21 protein-coding genes are annotated in these 22,670 nt (G+C 33.1%); 13 read left to right on the top strand and 8 right to left on the bottom strand.

From position 1 onward, the window contains the following. Positions 1-87 precede the first annotated feature (87 nt). Entirely contained in the window at positions 88-342 is a 255-nt protein-coding gene (locus tag LOS89_RS08470; protein WP_231834847.1) for a DUF4834 domain-containing protein, read from the bottom strand. Between the two features lie 107 nt (positions 343-449). Here LOS89_RS08470 and LOS89_RS08475 point away from each other — a divergent pair, with 107 nt between their 5' ends. Further along, the gene (locus tag LOS89_RS08475) at positions 450-1,418 is read left to right on the top strand and encodes a transporter (RefSeq protein WP_231834848.1); all 969 of its coding nucleotides are present in this window, start codon (positions 450-452) and stop codon (positions 1,416-1,418) included. A gap of 1 nt (position 1,419) precedes the next feature. After that, positions 1,420-2,541, top strand: a complete 1,122-nt coding sequence (locus LOS89_RS08480) for a GNAT family protein (RefSeq protein WP_231834849.1) — start codon at positions 1,420-1,422, stop codon at positions 2,539-2,541. 53 nt (positions 2,542-2,594) lie between these two features. On the opposite strand, the gene capB is transcribed toward LOS89_RS08480, so the two are convergent. Further along, a complete protein-coding gene (gene capB, locus LOS89_RS08485; protein WP_231834850.1) occupies positions 2,595-3,854 on the bottom strand; it encodes a cysteate-C-fatty acyltransferase in 1,260 nt (419 codons plus the stop codon). 248 nt (positions 3,855-4,102) lie between these two features. Between capB and LOS89_RS08490 the strand changes: the two genes are divergently transcribed. Then, positions 4,103-4,684 (top strand): non-canonical purine NTP diphosphatase, encoded by a 582-nt coding sequence (locus LOS89_RS08490; RefSeq protein WP_231834851.1) that lies wholly within the window; start codon positions 4,103-4,105, stop codon positions 4,682-4,684. Here LOS89_RS08490 and LOS89_RS08495 read toward each other — a convergent pair. Continuing rightward, the gene (locus LOS89_RS08495; RefSeq protein ID WP_231834852.1) at positions 4,653-5,267 is read right to left on the bottom strand and encodes a trimeric intracellular cation channel family protein; all 615 of its coding nucleotides are present in this window, start codon (positions 5,265-5,267) and stop codon (positions 4,653-4,655) included. The two genes, LOS89_RS08490 and LOS89_RS08495, sit on opposite strands and share 32 nt — an antisense overlap. 182 nt (positions 5,268-5,449) lie before the next feature. Here LOS89_RS08495 and LOS89_RS08500 point away from each other — a divergent pair, with 182 nt between their 5' ends. Both LOS89_RS08500 and LOS89_RS08505 read left to right on the top strand, forming a co-directional pair. After that, on the top strand, positions 5,450-7,321 hold the full coding sequence (locus tag LOS89_RS08500) for a DEAD/DEAH box helicase (RefSeq protein ID WP_231834853.1): 1,872 nt from the start codon (positions 5,450-5,452) through the stop codon (positions 7,319-7,321). An 85-nt stretch (positions 7,322-7,406) separates the two neighbouring features. Further along, on the top strand, positions 7,407-8,180 hold the full coding sequence (locus LOS89_RS08505; protein WP_231834854.1) for a carboxypeptidase-like regulatory domain-containing protein: 774 nt from the start codon (positions 7,407-7,409) through the stop codon (positions 8,178-8,180). On the opposite strand, the gene LOS89_RS08510 is transcribed toward LOS89_RS08505, so the two are convergent. Beyond that, positions 8,181-8,858, bottom strand: a complete 678-nt coding sequence (locus LOS89_RS08510; protein WP_231834855.1) for a TrmH family RNA methyltransferase — start codon at positions 8,856-8,858, stop codon at positions 8,181-8,183. Positions 8,859-8,910: 52 nt separating this feature from the next. Between LOS89_RS08510 and LOS89_RS08515 the strand changes: the two genes are divergently transcribed. The 7 genes from LOS89_RS08515 to LOS89_RS08545 all read left to right on the top strand — a co-directional run bounded on the left by LOS89_RS08515 (position 8,911) and on the right by LOS89_RS08545 (position 16,048). Further along, entirely contained in the window at positions 8,911-9,441 is a 531-nt protein-coding gene (locus tag LOS89_RS08515) for an RNA polymerase sigma factor (protein ID WP_231834856.1), read from the top strand. After that, positions 9,434-10,219 (top strand): anti-sigma factor, encoded by a 786-nt coding sequence (locus LOS89_RS08520; protein ID WP_231834857.1) that lies wholly within the window; start codon positions 9,434-9,436, stop codon positions 10,217-10,219. The genes LOS89_RS08515 and LOS89_RS08520 overlap by 8 nt, the downstream gene beginning before the upstream one ends. 59 nt (positions 10,220-10,278) lie before the next feature. Beyond that, complete coding sequence (locus LOS89_RS08525; protein ID WP_231834858.1) at positions 10,279-10,968, top strand: SIR2 family NAD-dependent protein deacylase; 690 nt, start codon at positions 10,279-10,281, stop codon at positions 10,966-10,968. A gap of 75 nt (positions 10,969-11,043) precedes the next feature. Further along, positions 11,044-12,387: an adenylosuccinate lyase gene (gene purB, locus LOS89_RS08530; RefSeq protein ID WP_231834859.1), complete on the top strand. Its 1,344-nt coding sequence runs from the start codon at positions 11,044-11,046 to the stop codon at positions 12,385-12,387. Between the two features lie 9 nt (positions 12,388-12,396). Further along, positions 12,397-13,176 carry a polysaccharide deacetylase family protein gene (locus LOS89_RS08535; RefSeq protein ID WP_231834860.1) on the top strand — a complete coding sequence of 260 codons (780 nt, stop codon included), beginning with the start codon at positions 12,397-12,399 and terminating at the stop codon, positions 13,174-13,176. 72 nt (positions 13,177-13,248) lie between these two features. After that, on the top strand, positions 13,249-15,486 hold the full coding sequence (locus LOS89_RS08540; RefSeq protein WP_231834861.1) for a cation:proton antiporter domain-containing protein: 2,238 nt from the start codon (positions 13,249-13,251) through the stop codon (positions 15,484-15,486). Positions 15,487-15,538: 52 nt separating this feature from the next. Next, positions 15,539-16,048 (top strand): CAP domain-containing protein, encoded by a 510-nt coding sequence (locus LOS89_RS08545; RefSeq protein ID WP_231834862.1) that lies wholly within the window; start codon positions 15,539-15,541, stop codon positions 16,046-16,048. A gap of 132 nt (positions 16,049-16,180) precedes the next feature. Here the strand turns inward: LOS89_RS08545 and LOS89_RS08550 are convergent, their stop codons facing one another. Together LOS89_RS08550 and guaB are read right to left on the bottom strand one after the other, a co-directional pair. Further along, positions 16,181-16,585, bottom strand: coding sequence for a hypothetical protein (locus LOS89_RS08550; RefSeq protein ID WP_231834863.1), 405 nt, complete (start codon positions 16,583-16,585; stop codon positions 16,181-16,183). Between the two features lie 82 nt (positions 16,586-16,667). Beyond that, positions 16,668-18,140 carry an IMP dehydrogenase gene (gene guaB / locus LOS89_RS08555; protein WP_231834864.1) on the bottom strand — a complete coding sequence of 491 codons (1,473 nt, stop codon included), beginning with the start codon at positions 18,138-18,140 and terminating at the stop codon, positions 16,668-16,670. A 113-nt stretch (positions 18,141-18,253) separates the two neighbouring features. Between guaB and LOS89_RS08560 the strand changes: the two genes are divergently transcribed. Next, positions 18,254-20,755 carry a cation-translocating P-type ATPase gene (locus tag LOS89_RS08560; RefSeq protein ID WP_231834865.1) on the top strand — a complete coding sequence of 834 codons (2,502 nt, stop codon included), beginning with the start codon at positions 18,254-18,256 and terminating at the stop codon, positions 20,753-20,755. On the opposite strand, the gene LOS89_RS08565 is transcribed toward LOS89_RS08560, so the two are convergent. Together LOS89_RS08565 and LOS89_RS08570 are read right to left on the bottom strand one after the other, a co-directional pair. Then, positions 20,752-21,615 (bottom strand): hydroxymethylglutaryl-CoA lyase, encoded by an 864-nt coding sequence (locus tag LOS89_RS08565; RefSeq protein WP_231834866.1) that lies wholly within the window; start codon positions 21,613-21,615, stop codon positions 20,752-20,754. The two genes, LOS89_RS08560 and LOS89_RS08565, sit on opposite strands and share 4 nt — an antisense overlap. A gap of 19 nt (positions 21,616-21,634) precedes the next feature. Beyond that, entirely contained in the window at positions 21,635-22,654 is a 1,020-nt protein-coding gene (locus LOS89_RS08570; RefSeq protein WP_231834867.1) for a quinone-dependent dihydroorotate dehydrogenase, read from the bottom strand. Between the last annotated feature and the right edge of the window lie 16 nt (positions 22,655-22,670).

The raw sequence follows: 22,670 nt of genomic DNA on the forward strand, positions 1-22,670 counted from the left end.
GTAGTAAATGATGAATATAAGGTGCTAAAGTAATTAAAAAAAGGATATTGTTACAATATCCTTTTAAGTAAGTTGATAAACAAAAAATTATTTTACTTCTTCATAATCGATGTATTCTCCTACTTCTTTCTTTGGTTTCGGAGTTGCTTTCGTAGCTTGAGAAGCATTGTATTGTTGATCTTGTTGTTGTCTGTATTGTTCTTGCATTTTATCTTGCATCTTGTTTACAGCCTTTTGAACCAAAATTGGTGCAAATAATCGCACTGCAAACTTAAACAAGTAATAAAATAAAACTATAATTCCTAAGGTTCTTAAAAAACCTGAAAAAGAAGCCATTTCCATTGATAAACATTTTAAAATTCAAAAATACAGATATTGGTTGGTAAAACTTCAAAATTGTTTCATAAAATTATGATAAAATAACTATTTTTGGACATAAATCATTTTTTATGAAATCAATTCAAACACTTTCTGTTCTAATTTTTGGCATTATGTCTCAAGTTTCATTTGCACAATTTACAGATGAAATTAATTCAAATCGCCCTGGAAAATCGATGATGGCATATGCTGTTGGAAAAAAAATCATACAAGCTGAAACTGGAGTAACCTATGTTTCAGAAGACCACAACTTATTAAACTATGAAGCAAAAGGTTTTATTGGTGAATTGGTTTTACGCTATGGTGTTTGGAAAGAAGAATTAGAAGTAATTGGAGAAATCCAGTATCAGAATGACAAACTTACTTCTGGAGCTTTTGAAGAAAGTAGAAGTGGATTTAAACAATTGACTCTTGGAGCAAAATATTTAATCTACGATCCTTTTAAAAACTACGAGGAAAAAGTAAATATATACAGCTGGAAAGCAAACAAAAAATTCAAATGGAGACAATTTATTCCTGCTTTTGCTATGTATGCAGGTGCTAACTTCAGCGTAGGCGAAACTCCATTTAATTATGCTCCTGCAAATATTGAAGAACCAAGCTTTAGCCCTAAAGTAACTGCAATTGCTCAAAATCACTTTGGTGGAAGATGGGTTTTAGTTACTAATTTAACTTATGATAAAATAGGAACTGATTTTGCATCAATCAATTACATTTTAACTTTAACAAGAGGATTCAATGCACAATGGTCGGGATTTATTGAAAATCAAGGTTATATGGGCGACTATTATAGCGATGGTGTTTTAAGATTAGGAGCAGCATTTTTGTTTGACAAAAACATGCAAGTAGATGCTTCTATTGGAAAAAACTTAAAAAACACACCTGGCCTTTTTAATGCCGGAATTGGTTTTTCTTGGCGTTTTGCAGATCAATACCAAGAAGTTCAAATGGCAAAACCGGGAACTGAAAGCAAAACCGATAAAAAAGTGAAGAAAAAAGCTGAAAAAGAAGCTAAGAAAAGAAAAGATGCAGTAGAATAAAATGATAACAATTAAGGAAGCACTCACAAAAAAAGAAATGAAAGATTACGTTATGTTTTCTTTCGAATTATACAAAAACAATCCGAACTGGATTCCGCCAATTATAGCGGAAGAATTAGAAACCTTTGACAAAACAAAAAATCCTGCACTTTTAACTGCAGAAGCACATTTTTATTTAGCATACAAAGACGGTAAAATTGTTGGTAAAGTAGCAGCCATTATCAATTGGGACGAAGTTAACATCTTACATAAAAGAAAAACTCGTTTTGGATGGTTTGATGCAATTGATGATATTGAAGTAACAAAAGCGTTGTTAAATAAAGTTGAAGAATTAGGTAGAAAACACAACATGGACCATATTGAAGGTCCAATGGGTTTCTCAAATCTTGATAAAGTTGGGATATTAAGCGAAGGTTTTGATCAATTAGGCAATATGATTACTTGGTACAGTCAACCTTATTACATTACGCATTTAGAACAGCTTGGCTATATAAAAGAGAAAGAATACATAGAAAGCGACTTTTCTTTCAATGGGATTAATCCTGAGCCTTTTCAGAAGGCTAGCGAGCTGATTAAGAAACGTTACGAATTGCGTTGTTTGAACTTCACTAAAACAAAAGACATAATGCCTTATGTGGACAAAATGTTTGATTTGTTCAATGAAACATATTCAAAACTGCAATCTTTTGTTCCAATAAACGATATTCAAAAAGCTTATTTTAAAAAGAAATATATTGGATTTATCAACCCTGAGTTTATCAAATTCATCGTTGACAAAAACGACAACATGATTGCTTTTGCTATTGTAATGCCAGGTTTTGCTCAGGCTTTAAAAAAAGCGAATGGTAAACTTTTTCCTTTTGGATTTTATCATTTGTTACAAGCGCGTAAACATTCAAAAGAAGTTGTTTTTTACTTAATTGGCGTAACGCCTGAATATCAAAGCAAAGGTGTAACGGCAATTGTTTTTGAAGAATATTATAAAGTTTGTGAAGCAAAAGGCATTGAAACTTGTATCAGAACACCAGAGTTAGAAGAAAATCATGCTATTCACAACTTATGGAAGCACTTTAATTCGAAAATAAACAAACGAAGAAGAACCTATAAAAAGGAATTATTATAAAACAAAAAGGGATTCAAATTGAATCCCTTTTTTTATATCTTAAACTAAAAAGTTTATTCTACATTTTGAACATTTGCTTCTGCAATTTTTGCATAAGTTCCGTTTACTAATTTTTCACGGATAGCTTCAAAAGCAGCTAAAGTTTCACTAATATCTTCCATTGTATGAGAAGCTGTAGGAATCATTCTCAATAAAATAATACCTTTAGGAATTACTGGATAAACAACAATCGATAAGAAAATTCCATAATTTTCACGTAAATCGTTTACCATAACCATTGCTTCTGGAATTGAACCTTCTAAGTAAACAGGAGTAATACAAGTATTGGTATCACCAATGTTGAAACCTCTATCTTTCAATCCATTTTGTAACGCATTTACATTCTCCCATAATTTATCTTTAATTTCAGAAGAATTACGTAAAAGCTCTAAACGTTTTAACGAACCAATAGTTTGAATCATTGGCAACGCTTTAGCAAACATTTGCGAACGTAAATTATATTTTAAATAATCGATAATGTCTTTATCAGCAGCAACGAATGCTCCAATATTTGCCATTGATTTAGCAAAAGTTGAGAAATACACATCGATTCCGTCTTGACAGCCTTGCTCTTCTCCTGCTCCAGCACCTGTTTTACCTAATGTACCAAAACCATGAGCATCGTCAACTAACAAACGGAAATTGTATTTTTCTTTCATTGCTACAATTTCTTTCAATTTACCTTGTTGACCTCGCATTCCGAAAACACCTTCAGTAATGAATAAGATTCCACCTCCTGTTTCCGTAGCCATTTTAGTAGCACGTTGCAGGTTTTTCTCCATACTTTCTAAATCATTATGCTTGTAAGTGAAACGTTTTCCCATGTGTAAACGTACACCATCAATAATACAAGCATGAGAATCTACATCGTATACAATGATATCGTTTTTAGTTACTAAAGCATCAATAATAGACACCATTCCTTGGTAACCAAAATTTAATAAATAAGCTGATTCTTTCATTACAAAAGCAGCCAATTCTTTTTCTAATTGTTCGTGATAATTTGTATGACCACTCATCATACGAGCACCCATTGGGTAAGCTGCTCCATATTGTTTTGCTGCTTCTTCGTCAGCTTTTCTCACTTCTGGATGATTTGCTAAACCTAAATAATCGTTGATACTCCAGTTTAAGATTTTCTTTCCATGGAACATCATTCTTGGACCTAATTCACCTTCTAATTTAGGAAATACATAATATCCTTCTGCTTGTGAAGCCCATTTTCCTAACGGACCTTTATTGTTTTGAATTCTTTCGAATAAATCTTTTACCATGATATATAATAGGTGTTAAAAACGAAGCAAAAGTATAAAGAAAAAAGTTTTTATTATAAATTTTAAGCCTAAAAAAATTCACTGATAAAATAAAAATTCAAAAAAGCTTGGTAAATCAATAAATGCAATTACCTTTGCACCGAACGACACAGAAATGTGGTTACACGTTTACCTTAAAAGTCGGGGGCTCCACCTCGACTTTTTGCTTTTTATACATTTCGTATCTTTGTTTTTTTAAATCATTTTTCATGAAACTCGTATTCGCATCCAACAACAAAAATAAAATTCAGGAAATTCAGGCTTTAGTTTCAAATTCTATTCAAATTCTTAGTTTAGAAGAAATTGGATGTACAGAAGATATTCCAGAAACCGCTGATACCATTGAAGGAAATGCTATTTTAAAAGCAAATTACGTTACCGAGAAATATGGTTACAATTGTTTTGCAGATGACACTGGTTTAGAAGTTTATGCTTTAAATGGTGCTCCTGGAGTGTATTCTGCTCGTTATGCAGGCGAACAAAAAGATGCCAACGATAATATGGATAAACTTTTAGATGAATTAAAAGATAAATCGAATCGAAAAGCTAATTTTAAAACCGTTATTGCTTTAAACCTTAACGGGAAGCAAAACTTATTTACCGGAATCATCAATGGAAAAATCATTGAAGAAAAAATTGGAACTAACGGTTTTGGCTATGACCCAATTTTTGTAGCAGATGGATATGAAAAAACCTTTGCTGAATTGACAATGGAAGAAAAATCAACTATTAGTCACAGAGGAATTGCAGTTAAAGAACTTATTCTTTTTTTGCAAAAACAGAACCTATAGGCAAACTCCAGTTGTATTTAAAAGCAATTAATCGGAATGTAATAATAAAAACCGCGACTATTAATGAAATAATATCGCTTTGTATTTGTAAATCTTGCAAAAGAAAAAACAAAATTCCACCTGCAATACAAAGCGTAGCATAAATTTCCTTTCGGAATAAAACCGGAATTTCATTACACAAAATATCGCGAATTACTCCACCAAAAGTAGCCGTAATAGTTCCTAAGATTACACAAATCACTGGACTCAAACCAAATTCCAAACCTTTTTCTAAACCTATTAAGGTAAAAACCCCTAATCCAATCGTATCAAATAAGAACATCGAGATACGCAAACGCTCTAAATAGCGATTGAAAACAACTGAAAGAAAAAATCCAAGGGTAATAATGTAAACATAATCGATATCTAACATCCATCCTACTGGCGTTCTTCCTATCATGACATCGCGAACTGTTCCGCCTCCTAAAGCCGTTACAAAAGCAATACAATACACACCAAATAAATCTAATTTCTTGTAAATAGCAGTCAATGCACCCGAAATAGCAAATACTAAAGTTCCGATAATATCTAACAATTCAAACATCTTATATCATTTCTTACAAAAGTACTTCATTTTTCAGTTTTTTATAACCAATTTTTTATCGCGTTTCATTTTTATAAAAGACATTTAAAACCATTAAAATATAACAAATTGAAAATCAGTTAATAACAAATTAGCTAATCTAGTTTTTTAAGCGTACCTTTGCACCCAATTTAAAATATTTTATGAATAAATTTGAACAATTAGGATTGAATGAGTCGCTACTGCTGGCGATTAAAGATCTAGGATTTGAGAATCCGTCAGAAGTCCAAGAAAAAGCGATTCCAGTACTATTGGAACAAAACACAGACTTAGTAGCCTTAGCGCAAACAGGAACAGGAAAAACCGCAGCTTTTGGTTTTCCTTTAATTCAAAAAATTGATGCTGAAAACAGAAACACGCAAGCATTAATTTTATCGCCAACACGTGAGTTATGCTTACAAATCACCAACGAAATTAAACTTTATTCAAAGTACATAAAAGGGTTACACACTGTGGCTGTTTATGGTGGTGCAAGCATTACAGAACAAGCTAGAGAAGTAAAACGTGGAGCTCAAATTATTGTAGCTACACCTGGTAGAATGCAAGACATGATTAACAGAGGTCTTGTAAACATTAAAAACATTGATTTCTGTGTCTTAGATGAGGCAGATGAAATGTTAAACATGGGATTCTACGAAGACATTTGTTCCATCTTATCGGACACACCAGACGAAAAAAACACTTGGTTATTCTCTGCAACTATGCCACAAGAAGTTGCGCGTATTGCAAAACAATTCATGTCGAACCCAGAAGAAATTACGGTTGGACATAAAAATTCAGGTTCTGCTACAGTTTCTCACGAATATTACGTAGTAAACGCTAGAGACCGTTATGAAGCATTAAAACGTTTAGCAGATGCTAATCCAGATATTTTTTCAGTTGTTTTTTGTAGAACAAAACGTGATACACAAGCGGTTGCCGAAAAATTAATCGAAGACGGGTATAACGCAGCAGCATTACACGGTGACTTATCGCAAGCACAACGTGATGGTGTAATGAAATCATTCAGAGGGCGTCAAATTCAAATGTTGGTTGCAACAGACGTTGCTGCTCGTGGAATTGATGTTGATAATGTTACTCACGTAGTAAACTATCAATTACCAGACGAAATTGAAACATACAACCACCGTTCAGGAAGAACAGGTAGAGCTGGAAAATTAGGAACTTCTATTGTAATCGTTACAAAAAGTGAATTAAGAAAAATCCACTCTATTGAACGTATCATCAAACAAAAATTCGAAGAAAAAACAATTCCTTCTGGAATTGAAATCTGCGAAATTCAGTTATTACATTTAGCTAATAAAATTCACGATACAGAAGTTGATCACGAAATTGACAACTACTTACCAGCTATTTATGAAGTTTTCCAAGATTTATCTAAAGAAGAATTGATTAAAAGAATGGTTTCTGTAGAATTTAATAGATTCTTAAACTACTACAAAAAGAAACGTGATATTGCTTCTGAAAGAAGTGAAAGAAGTTCTGAACCAAGAGAAATTAGAGCTGGAGATCCAGTTCGTTATTTCATTAATATTGGTGCAAGAGACGATTTCGATTGGATGCAATTAAAAGACTTCCTAAAAGAAACTTTAGAATTAGGTCGTGATGACGTATTTAAAGTAGATGTTAAAGAAGGTTTCTCTTTCTTCAATACCGATGGTGAACATACTGAAAAAGTAATGGAAACTTTAAATGGTTTTGATTTAAACGGAAGAAGAATCAACGTTGAAATCTCTAAAAACGACGGAGGAAGCAGTTCTAGACGCGATCATAATGGAAGAAATTCTGGTGGTGGAAGAAGAGAAGGCGGTTTTAGAGGTGAAAGAAGCGGTGCACCAAGAAGAGAAGGCGGCTTTAGAGGTGAAAGAAACAGTTCTGCTCCAAGAAGAGAAGGTGGTTTTAGAGGCGAAAGAAGTAGCTCAGCTCCAAGAAGAGAAGGTAGTTCTGACAGATCTTCTAGAAGAACAGAAAGTTCTGGAGATGCTTCAAGACCAAGAAGACCAAGAAGAAGCTAACAATTTTCGTTAATTTTCTTATAAATTTATAAAAAACTACAAAATATCACCTTGAGATTCGTATTTTTGAATCAATAATTAAGGAATGAGATATTTTGTAGTTTTTCTTTTTGTACTAGTTTCAAATTTTTGTTTTTCACAAAACGATACGCTTGTGACAAACATTAAAGGTACTGTTATTCAAAACGAAACAAAGCTTCCAATGAGCAATGTTCACGTTATTAATGCTTCACGCGTAAAAGGAACAGTTACTTCTCCTAGCGGAACATTTGAAATTGATGCCAAGGTAAACGACACTTTATTATTTTCTTATTTAGGTTACGAAACTATTAAAGTTAAAGTAACAAACGACTGGATAAAACAAAATCCTACCAAAATTTACTTAAGCGAAAAAGCTTATGTTCTTGATGAAGTAGTAGTTGCAAAATACAACCTTACAGGTTATGTTGAAGTTGACACCAAATTAATTCCTGTTGCCGATGATGGTTATCGTTACAGCATTTCGGGATTAAAAGCGGGTTATGAAGGAGGCGAATACAAACCAGGAGCTATTGCTAAAGTTTTAGGTTCCATTTCAAATCCAGCTGATTTCTTATATAATGTATTTGGAAAGCGACCTAAAGAAATGAAAAAGCTAAAAGAAATGAAAAAAGACGATACCGTTAGAAATCTTTTAGCAACAAAATTTGATAGAGAAACACTAGCTGCTTTACTTGAAATAAGCAAAGACGATATTCCATTAATTCTTCAAAACTGTAATTATTCAGAATATTTCATCCAAACCGCAAACGATTTACAAATTATGGATGCGATAAGTGCTTGCTATGAAGATTACAAAATATTAAGGAAAAACAGGTAATCAGCTTTCCGTATTCGACTTAATTTCTGCGAATTTTTTCTCAATAAACTCAATATCTTTTATCGACTTTCGAGTCCAATCCAAACGTTTTTCTAAAACTTCTTCTGGAGTTAATTGCCAATTGATATTTGATTGACGCAAACGGTTTGTAACATCTTGAATGATAATTGCCGCAGAAACTGAAATATTCAAACTTTCTGTATAACCTACCATTGGAATTTTTAAAAAGCCATCCGCTTGTTGCATTACTTCTTCTGACAATCCTAATTTTTCGGTTCCAAAAAACAAAGCAGAAGGTTTTGTAATATCAAACTCATGTAACATACATGAATCGTTATGTGGTGTTGTGGCAATAATTTGATAACCTTTACTTTTTAAGTTTGTTATACAATCCTGTATTGTTGAAAAACGATTAATATCAACCCATTTTTCAGCACCAAGTGCAATTTCTTTATCAATTCGTTTACCAAATTTTTGTTCGATAACGTTTAATTCCTGTATTCCAAAAACTTCACAACTTCTCATAACCGCGCTTGTATTGTGCAATTGATAAACATCTTCGATAGCTACAGTAAAATGTTTTGTTCTATTTTTTAATACACGTAAAAAACCCTCTTTTCGGCTTTCTGTAATAAATCCTTCTAAATATTTTAGTAAGTCTTGATCTTTATTTTCCATTCAGCAAAAATAATACTACTTTTTTTATTATTTTAGACAAAAATAAAATTGCATGACACAAGAAGAACTTCTACCCCTACTCTTAAAAAAAGATGATAGGTCGTTTACACTACTCTATGACAACTATTCCAAAAGTTTATATGGAATTATTTTCAATTTAATTAAAGACAAAGAAGAAGCTGAAGATGTGCTTCAAGAAGTTTTTGTTAAAATTTGGAAAAACATAGACACTTACAACACTTCTAAAGGAAGATTGTACACTTGGATGTTAAACATTGCTCGTAACACATCTATTGATAAATTGCGTTCTAAAAACTTTAACAACAATCAAAAAAACTTATCAACCGATAATTTCGTACATATACTTGATGATAACTCAAAAACAATCAACAAAATAGATGCTATAGGAATTAAAGAGTTTATAAAAAAATTAAAGCCAAAATGTATCCAATTAATAGATCTTTTATTTTTTAAAGGATACACTCAGCAAGAAGCGTCAGATGAACTTGAAATCCCATTAGGAACGGTTAAAACGCAGAATAGAAATTGTATGAATGAATTAAGATTAATGATCAATGAATAGTAGAGAATATATAGAATCTGGGATTTTAGAACTGTATGTATTTGGAAAACTTTCCGATGAAGAAATTGCGGAAGTAAATCAAATGGCTGAACAGCACTCTGATGTAAGAGAAGAAATCAAAGCAATTGAATTAGCGGTAATCAATTTATCACATAGTGTAGCTCCTCATTTATCGGCAACGAATTACGAAAAAATTCGAACCGAATTATTAGGAAAACACAAAGTTGTAACTATGAAATCTAAATCAAACTGGGCGCAATATACTGGTTGGGCAGCAGCTGCAATTTTAGTTATAGGTTTTGGTCTTCAATTTTATAAATTAAATCAAACGAATGAAATATTGAATAATGTTTCAACTGAGAAAAATCTTTTACAAGAATCAGTAGTAGATTTAGAATTGAAGAAAAAAGAATCAGACGAAGTTTTAGCTATTTTAAGAGATACAAGCAATGTTGCAGTAGCATTAACAGGACAACAAGTAGCTCCAAAAGCATTTGCAAAAGCTTATTATAACAAAGCTACTAAGGCTGTTTATATTGATGCTTCTGGTTTACCAACGCCCCCTAAAGGAATGGTTTATCAGGTTTGGGCATTAAAACTAGAACCTGTATTAACTCCTACAAGCATTGGTTTATTAGATACTTATGCCACAAGCACAACAAAAGTAATAAAAGTTGAAAATGCAGAAGCACCTCAAGCGTTTGGAATTACTCTTGAACCAGCTGGTGGAAGTGCTAGTCCAACATTAGAACAACTCTACACTTTAGGAAAAGTATAATACTCAAAATGCGTCTTTTTTAGACGCATTTGATTTTAAAATTGCGAAAGAATTAGAAAATGAAAAAAATTGTAGTATTAACTGGAGCCGGAATTAGTGCTGAAAGTGGCATTAAAACCTTCAGAGATGCTGATGGTTTATGGGAAGGTCATGATATTATGGAAGTAGCCTCGCCTATTGGCTGGAAAAATAATGCTGAATTGGTTTTGGACTTCTACAACAAAAGACGTGCGCAATTACAAACGGTAAGGCCAAATAAAGCGCATGAAATATTAGCCGAATTAGAGAATGCTTTTGATATGCATATCATAACTCAAAACGTAGACGATTTACACGAAAGAGCTGGAAGTAATAAAGTAATCCATCTTCATGGTGAATTGCTAAAAGTACGAAGTGTTGTCGATGAAAACTTTGTTATCGATTGGAAACACGATTTAAACTTAGGCGATTTTGACTTAGAAGGCAACCAATTAAGACCACATATTGTTTGGTTTGGAGAAGACGTTCCTATGATTGAAAACGCAATTGATATAGTTGAAACTGCCGATATTTTTATCATTATCGGAACATCATTACAAGTATATCCCGCGGCTGGATTAATGAATTATGTAGATGAAAGTGTTCCTGTTTATTATATTGATCCAAATCCGGCAACCATTTACGATTTACCAAATGAGTTGAAAGTGTTGCCATTAACCGCAGTTGAAGGAATGAAAATTATTAAAGCAGAACTTTTGTCTTTGGAATAAAAAAACTCCCAACTAATTACTGATTACTAATCACTAATTACTAAATTTGCACTTCTTTAAACAACACACAACAAAATGCAATTAACAGAATTAAATGCTATTTCGCCAATTGATGGTCGTTATAGAAGCAAAACTATTTCATTATCTCCTTATTTTTCAGAAGAAGCCCTAATTAAATACCGTGTATTAATTGAGGTTGAATATTTTATTGCTTTGCGCGAAGCTGATGTACCACAATTAGCTAAAATTGACAAATCGATTTATGATTCATTAAGAGCAATCTATAAAAACTTCTCTACTGAAGATGCGCTTTGGATTAAAGAAACTGAAAAAACAACCAACCACGATGTTAAAGCTGTGGAATATTTCATCAAATCAAAGTTTGATGGTTTAGGATTACAAGAATATAAAGAGTTCATCCATTTTGGTTTGACTTCTCAAGATATCAACAATACTGCAATTCCGCTTTCTACAAAAGAAGCTTTTGAAAATGTATATTTACCAAGCTTAGTAAGTGTTATTGCTAAATTAAAAGAACTAGCAATGGAATGGCAAAACGTTCCAATGTTAGCCAGAACTCACGGACAACCGGCCTCTCCTACCCGTTTAGGAAAAGAAATTTTAGTGTTCGTAGAACGTTTAGAAGAACAAATGCGTTTGTTATTCAATGTTCCTTTTGCAGCTAAATTTGGTGGTGCTACTGGAAATTACAATGCTCACAAAGTAGCGTATCCGAATACGGATTGGAAAAAATTTGGAACTGATTTTGTTGAAAACAGTTTAGGTTTACACCATTCTTTCCCTACAACTCAAATTGAACATTACGATCATTTTGCAGCATTTTTCGATGCTTTAAAACGTATCAATACGATATTAATTGATTTAGATAGAGACATTTGGACATATGTTTCAATGGATTATTTCAAACAAAAAATCAAAGCAGGAGAAATTGGTTCTTCAGCAATGCCTCACAAAGTAAATCCAATTGATTTTGAAAATTCGGAAGGAAACTTAGGAATTGCTAATGCTATTTTCGAACATATATCGGCTAAACTACCTATTTCTCGTTTACAACGTGATTTAACAGACAGTACTGTTTTACGTAATATTGGTGTGCCAATGGGACACACTTTAATTGCTTTTGAAGCAACTTTAAAAGGATTAAACAAATTATTACTAAACGAAGATAAATTCGCAGAAGATTTAGAGAAAAACTGGGCAGTTGTTGCAGAAGCGATTCAAACGATTCTAAGAAGAGAAGCTTATCCAAATCCATATGAAGCTTTAAAAGACTTAACAAGAACAAATACTGTAATTAATAAAGAAGCGATTCACAATTTTATTGGTACTTTAAACGTTTCTGAAGAAGTAAGAACTGAATTAATGCAAATTACACCAAGTAACTATTTAGGTATATAAATTTCAAATATGCAAAAACCTATCATTTTAAAACTTTTTCTAATTAGTTTACTGATAGGTTTTTTCTTTTCTTGTAACTCAGTAAAATCAATACAACAACAAAAAACCAACGCTGGTGTTGTTATTACGTTTGACGATTGTTTTATAAAAGAATGGAATGATGCAGATATGCAATTAGCAAAATACAAATGGAAAGCAACCTTTTGTGTGAGTAATGTTCCTCAAATTACTAAAAACGATTTTGGGACTTTAAAAAACTTCCAATTAAAAGGTCATGAAATTGCTGGGCATGGTTACAACCACATAAATGCTAAAGATTTTTCTAAAAAATACGGCAAAAAGAAATACATTGAAACCGAAATCACGCCTTTAATTCAGGCTTTTCAACACCAAGGAATCACTTTGAATTCATTTGCTTATCCTTTTGGAGCAAAAACACAAACACTTGATTCCGAATTAAAAAAACATTTCAAAATCATTAGAGCAACTGCTGGTGGTTATAAAAAAGTGCGAAACAATTCTAATTTTTACAATGGTAAACCTATTTTAAACGGAATTGGAATTGACACTAGATACAAACACTTTAGTATCAAATACATCACCAAAGTTTTAAATTACGCGAAAAGAAACAACAAAGTGGTTATTTTTTACGCTCACAAACCTGTGAATAAAGCTACTGCTAATTACGAAGTAGAGATGAAAACTTTAGAATTCATTTGCCAATATGTACGAAATAATCAAATGCAATTCTACACATTGAACGACCTGAATTCGTTAAAAAAAAGATAAAAAACGCTTCCTAAATTAGAACTGTTTTGATAAGAAATTGATTTTAACTATTTTTAGTCAAAAATCAATTATATGCCAATACACTTAACTGCTACTACTCTTCACATACCAGATTTAATAAGCGATCTTGGTTTAATTTTAGTTACGGCTGCTATTGCAGTTCTTATTTTCAGATTATTAAAACAACCTTTAGTTCTTGGATATTTAGTAGCCGGTTTTCTAGCTGGTAGCGAATCAGATTTCTTCCCAACGGTTCAAGATATGAACAGTGTAAAAGTTTGGGCAGAAATAGGCGTTATTTTCCTCTTATTTAGTTTAGGTCTCGAATTCAGCTTTAAAAAACTGATGAAAGTAGGCGGAACGGCTTCTATCACAGCCTTAACCCAAATTATAAGTATGGTGGCAATTGGATATTTTGTCGGTCAACTTATGGATTGGGGAAAAATGAACAGCTTATTTTTAGGTGTAATTTTATCGATTTCATCCACTACTATTATTTTAAAAACCTTTGACGAACTAGGTGTTAAAGCACAAAAATTTGCTGGAAATGTAATTGGCGCCTTAATTGTACAAGATATTTTAGCCATTTTAATGATGGTATTGTTATCTACTGTAGCCGTAAGTCAGCAATTTTCGGGAACTGAATTGTTACAATCAGTATTAAAACTAGTTTTCTTTTTGACGATTTGGTTTGTAGCAGGAATTTTCTTTATCCCAACATTCCTTAAAAAAGCTAAGCACTTATTAACCGATGAAATGTTGCTAATTGTTTCATTGGCATTATGTTTACTCATGGTTTTATTCGCTGCAAACGTAGGCTTCTCTCCTGCTCTTGGTGCTTTTATCATGGGTTCTATTATTGCCGAAACCACACAAGCGGAACACATTGAACATTTGGTAAAACCCGTAAAAGATTTATTTGGTGCGGTTTTCTTCGTTTCGGTCGGAATGTTGATTGATCCTGAAATGTTAATGAAATACGGATTTCCTGTAGCCATTTTAACTTTAGTGGTTATCTTAGGACAATCATTAAGTGCTACCATTGGCGCATTATTTTCGGGACAACCGTTGAAACAATCCATACAAACGGGAATGAGTTTATCGCAAATTGGAGAGTTTTCATTCATCATCGCTACATTAGGAATGACGTTAAATGTAACAAGCGATTTCTTATATCCAATTGTAGTAGCAGTTTCAGCCATCACCACCTTTACAACGCCTTTCATGGTGAAATTTTCAACACCATTTTCATTGTATTTAGAAAAAAAATTACCAAGACGTTGGGTTAAAAAAATCGAACGCTACAGTGCCAATACCGAAGCTATTAAATCGGTTAGTACTTGGCAAATTGTATTAAAAGCGTATTTAACTCAGGTAATCATTCACTCGATTATTATTGTGGCGATTATTCTACTTTCATCCAAATATATTCTGCCTTTGGTTGAAGATTCACGTTTTGGAAATGCCATTGCAGCATTAATTACGGTTGTAATTTTATCTCCATTTTTATGGGCTTTATCGCTTAGAAGAGTGGCCGTAGAACAAGTGCAAGAATTAATGCAAGTCAGAAAATACCAAGGTCCGATTATCGTACTAGTTTTCTTTAGAATTGCGCTTTCTCTTTTCTATATGGGATTTGTATTGAATGAATTTTTCTCTCCAGTTATCGCCTTAATTGCCTTGATAATTGGAATTATTGCCTATATTCTTTTTCCAAAAAGACTACATGCTCGTTATAATAAAATTGAAAGTCATTTTTTAAGGAATTTCAATGATAGAGAATTAACAAAACAAGCTAACAAACGCCAAAATGTATTATCTCCTTGGGATGGTCACATGGCAGATTTTGAAATTGCAACAGCATCTAATTTGGCAGGAAAAACATTAGAAGAGCTAAAAATCAGAGAACAATTCGGAATTAATATTGCTTCGATTAAAAGAGGCGATGTTACAATTAATATTCCTATTCGTTCTGAACGATTATTTCCTGGAGATGAAATCAACGTAATTGGAACAGATGAACAAGTAAAACTCTTCAAACTGTATTTGGACAAACATGAAATTGATGATCCCGAAGACGAAGAAAAAGAAGATATTATTTTACAACAATTAGAATTAAAAAACCGAGTTTGTATAGGAAAAAGTATTCGAGAATCGCAGATTAGGGAAAAAACACACGGCATAATCGTAGGCATCGAACGCAACGGAAAACGTATCTTAAACCCAGAATCGCATTGGATTTTAGAATCTGATGATATTTTGTGGATTGCTGGTGATCGAAAAAAGATTAATGAGTTTTTGAAAGGATAAAATACTTTTTAATCTCTTTTTAAGTTATATAAAGTATTGAAAAACATACAAAATGAAAACCCAAATCACCCTATTTTTAATATTCGTATCTACATTCAGTTTCAGTCAAAATCAAAACAAAATTGATTTAGAAAAACTGAAAACAAAAGTATATCAATTGGTAAACGAAGAACGTTCCAATAACGACAGAAAAGTACTTGGTTTGGATGCTCATTTAAAAAAAGCAGCTGACGACCATTCCAAATACATCGCAAAAGCCCAAACTTTATCTCACGAAGAAACGGATGCTAAAAAGCAAAGTCCAAAAGACCGTGTCTATTTCTATGGCGGAAATTCGTTTGTTTTAGTTGGTGAAAATCTGTTATTCACAGGAATTAAAGACCAAATTTACTCTGAAGCCGACTTAGATACTTTAGCCTTAAAAATGTTCAATCTTTGGAAGAAATCACCCAATCATTTGAAAAATATTTTAGACCATCAATATTTTTACACTGAAATCGGTTTTAGCATCGATTGGGAAAACAAGAAAATTTATGCCGTTCAATTGTTTGGAGCTAAGTAATTAAACACAAAATTCACGAATTAGCACGAATTAATTGGTGTAAATTAGTGAAATTCGTGTTCATTTTTAAGTACAAAAAAACCTGACAGGTTTTTTGAAACCTGTCAGGTTTGTAAAATATTTTGTCAAAATTTAAACTATTGCTATTTCAATATCATTTAAAGTCAATTTTTCTCTACTTCTTCCTAAGACTTTTGAAAATAAAAATCTTGACATTGATAAAAAAGGAAATGGAAAAACTTCCAACATTGAATCTTTAACAATAATATCATAATAATTATGAACAGAAATTTTAAACTTACCATGTTTCTTAATTTCAAATGAGTAGAATTTAACTGCTTTTTTTCCAAATTTAAAATCTCGCAATTTTAAACTTTTCTCTTTTAAATCCACTTCTTTATTAGTCTCAATATTAATAATTTGAATATAAAAATCTGGATTAGCATCAATATGATGACCGCCTAGAATATAAACACTATAAAAACCATAAGAAAGTTCTTTTTCAATGGTTTCTTGAATATTAAATTTAAAACTCATTAACTAATACATTATAAAATTACAACGGAATAACAAACGTTGCTTATAACTGAACACTGTGACTGATCACTGAACACTAAAACTATCTCGAATAATTTGGAGCTTCTTTCGTAATAGTTACATTGTGTGGGTGACTTTCACCAATACCACTTGCCGTGATTCTAATGAAACGTCCTGTCTCTTGTAAGGTTGGAATGTCTTTTGCACCACAATAACCCATTCCAGCTCTTAAACCACCTATGAATTGTTGCATGCTTTCGTTTAATTCTCCTTTGTATGGCACACGACCTACAATTCCTTCTGGAACTAATTTCTTCACATCATCTTCTACATCTTGGAAATAACGGTCTTTTGAACCTTCTTGCATGGCCTCAACAGAACCCATTCCACGGTATGATTTGAATTTTCTTCCTTCAAAAATAATTGTTTCACCTGGTGATTCTTTTGTTCCTGCTAAAAGTGAACCTAACATCACACAATCAGCACCCGCAGCAATCGCTTTTGGAATGTCTCCTGTGTAACGAATTCCACCATCGGCAATAACTGGAACTCCTGAACCTCTTAAAGCCGTAGCCACTTCTAAAACTGCTGAAAATTGCGGAAATCCAACACCTGCAACAACTCTCGTTGTACAAATAGAACCTGGACCAATTCCAACTTTCACTGCATCAGCTCCATTTTGAGCTAAATATAACGCAGCTTCTGGTGTTGCAATGTTACCTACTACTACATCTAATTCTGGGAATTTAGCTTTTACTGCTTTTAATACATCTACTACTCCTTTTGTATGTCCGTGAGCAGTATCAATAATTACCGCGTCAACTCCAGCGTTTACTAATGCTGTAGCTCTTTCAACCGCGTCTGCCGTAACTCCTAAAGCAGCAGCTACACGTAAACGACCAAATTTATCTTTATTAGCAATTGGTTTTTGGGTTAATTTCGTAATATCTCTAAATGTAATTAAGCCAACTAATTTATTATTGTTATCAACTACAGGTAATTTTTCAATTTTATTTTCTTGAAGAATATCTTCTGCTTCATGTAAAGTGGTTCCTTGAGCAGCCGTTACTAAATTTTCAGAAGTCATTACTTCTAAAATCGAGCGTGAATTTACTTTTTCGAAACGTAAATCTCTATTGGTAACAATACCTTTTAAAATTCCGTTATCATCTACAACTGGAATTCCGCCAATGCTAAATTCTTTCATTGCCATTTTCGCATCACCAACATTTGCAGTTAAAGGTAACGTTACTGGATCGATAATCATACCGCTTTCTGCACGTTTTACCTTCTTTACTTTTGCTGCTTGTTGCTCAATCGTCATGTTTTTGTGTAAAACGCCAATTCCACCTTCTTGTGCCATAGCAATTGCCATAGAACTTTCGGTAACCGTATCCATTGCTGCGGAAACGATAGGAACATTCAACGTAATATTTCTCGAAAACTTCGATTGAATACTAACTTCGCGTGGTAAAATTTCTGAATAATTTGGAATAAGCAAAACATCGTCGTAAGTAAGACCTTCGCCAACGATTTTAGTTGTGTGTGCTTTCATGGTGCAATTTGTAGTTGTTGTTAAATTGCGTGCAAATATAGTAAAACTTAGGCTAATAATCTATTTCTTTTAAGAATAAATTATGTAACTTGCATAATAATTTTTCATCTACAATGAGCGATTCTAAAAAAACAAGTACAGGCCTAACCGATTCAGAAGTAATAGAATCCGCAAAAAAATTCGGCACCAACTCTATCGAACATCAGAAAAAAAACCATTTTCTGAACTCCATTTTAGATATCGTTAAGGAACCAATGTTTCTTTTACTTTTTACCGCTACGAGTATTTATTTCATAACAGGAGATTATGGTGATGGTATTTTTATGACTTTTGCAATTGTGTTTGTAATGGCTATTTCGGTTTTTCAAGAATCTAGAAGTCGTAATGCGATTGAAGCCTTAAAAAAACTAACCCAACCACAATGTAAAGTCATTAGAAAGAGTCAACTAATTGAAATTCCAACCGAAGAAATTGTAATTGGCGATTGTGTTCAATTGGAAGAAGGCGCTTTCATTCCCGCAGACGGAATTATTCTTTCATCCAACGATTTTTCGGTCAACGAATCTATTTTAACGGGTGAATCTTTAGCCGTGTTCAAATCGAATGAATCCGAAAATAAACAAGTTTTCCAAGGTACTATTGTAGCTTCTGGACTTGCTATTTGCGAAGTAACCGCAATTGGAAATAAAACGCAATTAGGAAAAATTGGTTCGAGTTTGAATGCGATTGAAGAAGAAAAAACGCCTCTACAAATTCAAATTGGGAATTTCGTCACCAAAATGTCGATTATAGGTTTGGTCATATTTGCCATTGTTTGGGCGATAAATTACTATAATTCAAGATTGGTTTTAGACAGTTTATTGAAAGCGCTAACCTTAGCCATGAGCGTTATTCCAGAGGAAATTCCGGTAGCCTTCACCACTTTTATGGCTCTTGGTGCTTGGCGTTTGATGAAAATGGGAATCATTACTAAACAAACCAAAACCGTTGAAACTCTTGGAAGTGCAACCGTAATTTGCACTGATAAAACCGGAACAATTACCGAAAACAGAATGAGTTTAGCCGAATTGTACCTTTTTAAATCCAATTCGATAGTAGCAACTACACAAAAACCAAATCCTGAAGCCGAAGAAATCATAAATTATGCCATGTGGTCGAGCGAACCTATTCCGTTTGATGCGATGGAAATTGCGATTCACGAAGCATATTCTAATTTTGAAAGCGAAGACGAACGACCTCATTTTAAAATGGTTCACGAATATCCGTTAAGTGGAAAACCACCGATGATGACGCACGTTTTCGAAAACGAATCGGGTAAAAAAATCATCGCCGCTAAAGGTGCTCCTGAAGCTTTAATCACAGTCAGTCATTTAACTGAAATAGAAAAAAATCAGATTTTAGAGGCGATGAAAGCCATAATGCAAAAAGGATTCCGAGTTTTAGGCGTTGGCGTATCCGACTTTGAAGGAACAGATTATCCAGTAACCCAACAAGAATTAAAATTTCATTTCAAAGGATTAGTAGCGTTTTACGATCCACCAAAGCATAACATTCAAGCGGTTTTTGAAACATTTTACAAAGCAGGAATTCAAGTAAAAATAGTAACAGGCGATAATGCTGAAACCACTTCAACTATTGCAAGACAAGTTGGGTTTAAAAACGCCGATAAAGTATTGAATGGCGATGAATTAATGGCTATGGATGAAGCCACTTTGAAAGAGAAAGTAATGGAAACGGCTATTTTCACCAGAATGTTTCCAGAAGCAAAACTAAGAATCATCAAAGCTTTAAAAGCCAATAATCAAATCGTAGCGATGACAGGCGATGGTGTAAATGACGGACCTGCTTTAAAATCGGCACACATCGGAATTGCCATGGGTAAAAAAGGTACCGAAATTGCGAAACAAGCTGCGAATTTAATTCTAGTTGACGATAATTTCGAAAGAATGACCGATGCGATTGCTATGGGTAGAAAAATCTATATCAACCTAAAAAAAGCGATTCAATACATAATTTCGATTCATATTCCCATTATTTTAATCGTGTTTATTCCATTAGCGTTAGGTTGGATGTATCCCAATATTTTCACACCCGTTCATATTATTTTCTTAGAAATTATTATGGGACCAACTTGCTCCATTATTTATGAAAATGAACCTATGGAAGACAATTTAATGCTACAAAAACCAAGACCACTAAGCACAACTTTCTTTAAGCTAAAAGAAGTACTCATTAGCATCATTCAAGGATTAGTAATTACATTAGGATTGTTATTTATTTATCAATATGCGATTGGAGCGCAAATGTCGGAAAATGGAACTAGAACGTTGATATTTTTAACTTTAATTACTTCTAACATTGTATTAACGTTAGCCAATCGTTCGTTTTATTATTCGATTTTCAAAACGATTCAGTACAAAAATAATTTGGTAGGATTGATTATAGGAATCACTATATTATTAACTGGATTAATACTGTTTATTCCTGCATTTTCCAACTTTTTCTTATTTGAAATGGTAAGTGGTTCCCAAATAGGATTATGTGTATTAGTAGGAACAATTTCAGTACTTTGGGTCGAAATTTACAAAGCGTTTAAACGAAGAAAAACTGATTAATGAAATTCACCAAATAACTTAGTCGCTTCATTATAAGCACTTTCAAAACTCATTGGACTCGTATTCGTATTTTCTCTTTTGGTAGTGAAATACGATAATAATTTCTCCGTAGGCATGTTTCCTGTTAAATCGTCTTTTGCCATAGGACAACCGCCAAAACCTTGAATGGCGCCATCATAACGACGACAACCTGCATTGTAAGCCGCATCAATTTTTTCAAACCATTTGTCTGGCGTAGTATGAAGATGCGCACCAAATTCGATGTTTGGATATTTCGGAATCAAATTAGAAAATAAGTAATCAATTACTTCTGGAGTGGAACTTCCAACGGTATCCGAAAGCGAAAGGATTTTCACACCCATATTCGCCAATTTTTCTGTCCATTCGCCAACAATTTCAACATTCCATGGATCTCCATACGGATTTCCAAACCCCATTGAAATATAGGTAACCACTTCCTTATTCGATTTATCAGCGATTTCTAAAATCTCTTGAAGTGTCACCAAACTTTCAGCAATCGTTTTGTGCGTATTTCGCATTTGAAAGTTCTCCGAAATCGAAAAAGGAAAACCTAAATATTGAATTTCTTTATGAACAGAAGCATTTTGTGCACCTTGTGTATTGGCAATAATCGCTAATAATTTGCTGTTGGTAGCAGACAAATCCAATTGAGCCAAAACCTCAACCGTATCTTGCATTTGCGGAATCGCTTTTGGCGAAACAAAACTTCCAAAATCAATAGTATCAAAGCCTACACGCAATAACGATTGGATGTATTTTACCTTTTTTTCAGTAGGAATAAACGGTTTGATACCTTGCATGGCATCGCGCGGACACTCGATAATTTTGATTTCGTTCATAGCTTCAAAGATAGAAATTTTAGCTGTTTTCCAAAATCTTTTTATTAATTGCCTTCACTAAAGCCGGACCTTCGTAAATAAATCCTGTGTACAATTGTACTAAACTTGCACCAGCATTCAGTTTTTCAATCGCATCTTCCGCTGTGTGAATTCCTCCTACTCCAATGATTGGGAACGACTTATTACTTTTTTCTGAAAGAAAACGAATCACTTCTGTAGAGCGTTTCGTTAATGGTTTACCAGATAAACCACCCATTTCTGATTTGTTTTCCGATTGTAAACCCTCGCGAGAAATTGTTGTATTGGTAGCAATTACACCTGCAATTTTAGTTTCGTTTACGATATCAATGATGTCTAAAAGTTGCTCATCGGTTAAATCGGGAGCGATTTTTATTAAAATTGGTTTTTGTTTTGGTTTTGAGTTGTTCTTATCTTGAAGCGTTTGCAATAACTCGGTCAAAGGTTTTTTATCTTGCAATTCGCGAAGATTGGGTGTATTTGGCGAACTCACATTCACTACAAAATAATCTACGAACGGAAATAAGGCTTCAAAACAGATTTCGTAATCCTTTACTGCTTCTTCGTTTGGCGTGACTTTATTTTTTCCAATGTTTCCACCAATTAAAACGCCTTTATTCCTTTTCAAGCGTTCTACCGCTTCTTTTACACCACCATTATTAAAACCCATTCGGTTTATAATGGCATTGTCTTCTTTTAAACGAAACAAACGTTTTTTTGGATTTCCTTCTTGCCCTACAGGAGTTAATGTTCCAATTTCAATAAATCCGAAACCAAAATTTGATAACTCTTGATATAACTTTGCATCTTTATCAAATCCTGCCGCTAATCCAACCGGATTTTTGAATTTAATTCCGAAAACTTCTCTTTCTAAACGAGCATCTTTAACTTCATAAAGCGCTTGAAACAAACTTGAAAAACCTGGAATTTTATTCAGAAAACGAATCAATGAAAAAGTAAAATAATGCACTTTTTCTGGATCAAAACAGAAAAGTAACGGACGAATGAAGATTTTGTACATAGTATGTTGTGTTGTA

This window comes from Flavobacterium channae (assembly GCF_021172165.1).
GTDB lineage: Bacteria > Bacteroidota > Bacteroidia > Flavobacteriales > Flavobacteriaceae > Flavobacterium > Flavobacterium channae.